This is a genomic window from Nocardia sp. NPDC004722, from assembly GCF_053601505.1.
In genome coordinates this window covers 1-3,101 of the sequence record NZ_JBSGBY010000808.1, presented here as the reverse complement: position 1 = coordinate 3,101, position 3,101 = coordinate 1, and the positions used below count along the sequence as shown (strand labels likewise).

General features: G+C 70.1%; 3 protein-coding genes and 1 pseudogene. 2 read left to right on the top strand and 2 right to left on the bottom strand.

Going from position 1 to position 3,101, the window contains the following annotated elements:
• Nucleotides 1-365 (bottom strand): annotated as a pseudogene (locus ACWELQ_RS42240) (SGNH/GDSL hydrolase family protein); the annotation flags it as partial.
• A 110-nt stretch (nt 366-475) separates the two neighbouring features.
• On the opposite strand from ACWELQ_RS42240, the gene ACWELQ_RS42235 reads away from it, so the two are divergent.
• Both ACWELQ_RS42235 and ACWELQ_RS42230 read left to right on the top strand, forming a co-directional pair.
• Nucleotides 476-949 (top strand): MarR family winged helix-turn-helix transcriptional regulator, encoded by a 474-nt coding sequence (locus tag ACWELQ_RS42235; RefSeq protein ID WP_452402600.1) that lies wholly within the window; start codon nt 476-478, stop codon nt 947-949.
• 67 nt (nt 950-1,016) lie between these two features.
• A complete protein-coding gene (locus ACWELQ_RS42230) occupies nt 1,017-1,859 on the top strand; it encodes a patatin-like phospholipase family protein (protein WP_452402599.1) in 843 nt (280 codons plus the stop codon).
• 4 nt (nt 1,860-1,863) lie between these two features.
• Here the strand turns inward: ACWELQ_RS42230 and ACWELQ_RS42225 are convergent.
• Nucleotides 1,864-3,101 (bottom strand): allophanate hydrolase-related protein (locus tag ACWELQ_RS42225; protein ID WP_452402598.1); only part of this gene is annotated, 1,238 nt, incomplete at its 5' end.

Here is a 3,101-nt window from a genome sequence, read left to right as displayed (position 1 = left end):
GGCAGGTAGAGGCTGAGCGCCAGCTCGGTGCCCGCCGCGACCGCGAATTCGACCGGGTCGCTGACGATATCGGCCCCGGCGGGGATGCGCACCGAAGCCGCGCCCTCGAACCGCACCTGCTGTTCGGTCTCGGGCACGATCTCGCCGTCCGTCTTGCGGATCGCGATCCGGGCCGCGCCGATCGCCAGCTCGCCCGTGCCGTAGCGATTGGTCAGCCGCACCCGCAGCCGGGAGCCGCCCCCGGCCATCCGCACCACCTGCCGGACCGTCTCGCCGTCGAAGGCGCGCGGCTCGGCCAGCTTGATCTCCTCGGCCGGATTCACCAGCGGTGCACGGTAACCCGCGATCCAGTGCGTGTTCGTCATCGGAACCTCCATTTAGTTGCGCTGCGGAATATTGCGCTGACAACAAGATATCCCAAATGTTCCGCGTGTCAACTATCCGCAATGAAAACGTTTGGTCTAGGCTGCTCGGCGTGGATCCCAAGCATCTGTTCGACGACCCCCGGCTGACCGCGATGGGCCTGCTCTACGAGGCGCACGACGGGCTCGTCAGCCGCCTCGAGGAGGCATGGAAGGGCAATGGACTCTCCGGCCTCGACCTCAATGCCCTGCTGCGTCTGAGCCGTTCGCCCGGCCGCAAGCTCCGGATGACCGATCTGGCCACCCAGACCAACCTGTCCACCAGTGGCGTCACCCGCCTGGTGGACAGGTTGGAGCGCAACGGTTTCGTGCGTCGCGAGGCCGCCCCGGGCGACCGGCGCAGCTCCTACGCCGTACTCACCGCCGCCGGGGCGACCCGGGTGGCCCGGGTGCTGCCGGTCTACCTGGACGGTGTCGAGCGCTGGTTCACCGGGCTGTTGACGCCGGAACAACTCGAGGCGTTCACCGCCGGCCTGCGCGTGATCCGCGATGCCACCAATCCGGAGGCCACCCAGATTTCGGAATGATCGGGGCCGTCGCAGGCGGTAGTTTCAAACCGCGAGGTGTCTTCTGCGGCAGGAAGTGGGAACGGGTATGGCGACCGAACGCGCGTTGGTCATCGGGGGCGGCGGGGTGGCCGGAATCGCCTGGGCGACCGGGATTGTCGCGGGGCTGGCCGATACGGGCGTGGATCTGACGCAGGCGGATCTGTTGCAGGGCACGTCGGCCGGATCCAATGTGACCGCACAGTTGGGCAGCGGGCTGGAGATCGCGGAACTGGTGCGGCGGCAGGTGGATCCGGCGGTGCAGAGCCGCGAGATCGTGCCGTCCATGGAGAAGTTCGCGGGACTGTGGGAGACGCTCGGAGCGACCCTCGAGGCGATGCCGACCGACTCGGTCGAACGTCGCCGCACGATCGGCGCACTGGCCCTGACCGCCGATTCGGTGCCGGAACCGGAGCGGCGGGCCGTCATCGAATCCCGGCTGCCCGTGCACGAGTGGCCCGAACGGGCCTTGCGGATCGTGGCGGTCGATGCCGCGACCGGTGAACTGCGGATCTTCGACAAGGACTCCGGCGTGGCCCTCGTCGACGCGGTGACGGCCAGCTCGGCCGTGCCCATGGTGTGGCCGTGCGCCACCATCGGCGATGCCCGCTATACCGATGGCGGCGTGCGAACCTCGGTGAACGCCGACCTCGCCACCGGCTACGCGCGGGTGCTGGTGATCGCGCCGATGCCGGACGGGGAACTCGAGGCCCAGGTGGCGGGTCTGGTCGCGGCCGGCGCGCGGGTCGAGGTGATCGCGCCCGACGAGGCGGCCATCGCCGCCTTCGGACTCAACCCCCTCGACTCCGCCACCCGCGTCCCGTCGCTGGAAGCCGGTCGCGCCCAGGGCAAGGCGGACGCGGACCGCATCGCGGCGCTCTGGAAGGACTGAACCGTCAGCCGACGGCACCGGCCGCCAGTGCCTCGAGCCAGCCGCCGTATTCGCTGATGTCCTTGGCGGATTCGGCGGCGGCCCCGGTACAGCCGAATCCGGTGCGCCAGCTGCCGTCGGCGAGTTCGACCGCGCCGAGCTGCATCGGCGCGGGCAGGTCCGCGAGGAAGCGGCCGAGTGCGGCGGGGGAGAGCAGCCAGCGCTCCCCGGCGATCGCCACGCCGGATTCGGTTGCGGGGACGCGGGTCACGGCCGGTTTGGGCGGCACCGTGTCCAGCGCGGCCAGCCGGTAGTGCGGCGCGGTCTCGACCACGCCACCCCAGCGGGCACCCAGCTCGATCAGTTGATGCTCCAGCGGCTGCCCGCGGAGATGCGCACCGAACACGATCAACTCCTGCACCCGCGCGGCCGCCATCGGCCACACCGATTCTCCGAGCTCGGTCCCGCTGATCATCGCGGCCACATCCAACGCGACCGCGTCCTCGAACGCGCGCGCCAGCACGGTAACCCCGAAATACGGTTCGTCCGTAGGCACCGCCACCGCACAGAGATCGAAGAGGTTGCAGAAGTTCGTGTAGGTACCCAGCCGCGAATTGACCCCGACCGGATCGGCCGCGACCTCGGCGATTGTCGGATGCATCGGCGCGGTCGGGACCAGCAGCGCATCCGCCCCCGCCAGGCTCGCCATGGCGTTGGCCCGCAGCCGTTCCAGCGCGGCCAGATCCGCGACCAACTGGTGGGCGGGTATTTCGCGGGCGGCCCCGATGATGGAACCGACTGTGGGATCGACGGATTCGGGGTGAGCATCGACGAACGCGCCGACGGCCGCATAGCGCTCGGCGACCAGCCCGCCGTCGTAGAGCAGTCTCGCGGCCGCCAGGAAGGGTGCCGCGTCGATCTCGACAATCGTCGCGCCCCCGGCGCGGAGAGTGGCGATGGATTGGTCGAAGGCATCGCGCCACAGCGGATCCAGATCCGGCAGGGTGCCGAATACCGCCACCACCGGCCGTGGCGGCGCGGCCAACCGGACATCCGCGGGCCAGTCGCGCGTCGGGATCTCCGCGGGCGGTGTAGCCAGTCGACCGTCCGAGGGCCGGACACCCATGGGTGTGCCGGAAGCCATCGCTCGCATGGCGCGGTCGGCCGTGACCAGATCGGCCGCGAGGATGGTCACGCAGTCGTAGGAACGGCAGGCGGGGACGACCCCCTCGGTCGAGATCACGCCGACCGTGGGCTTGATGC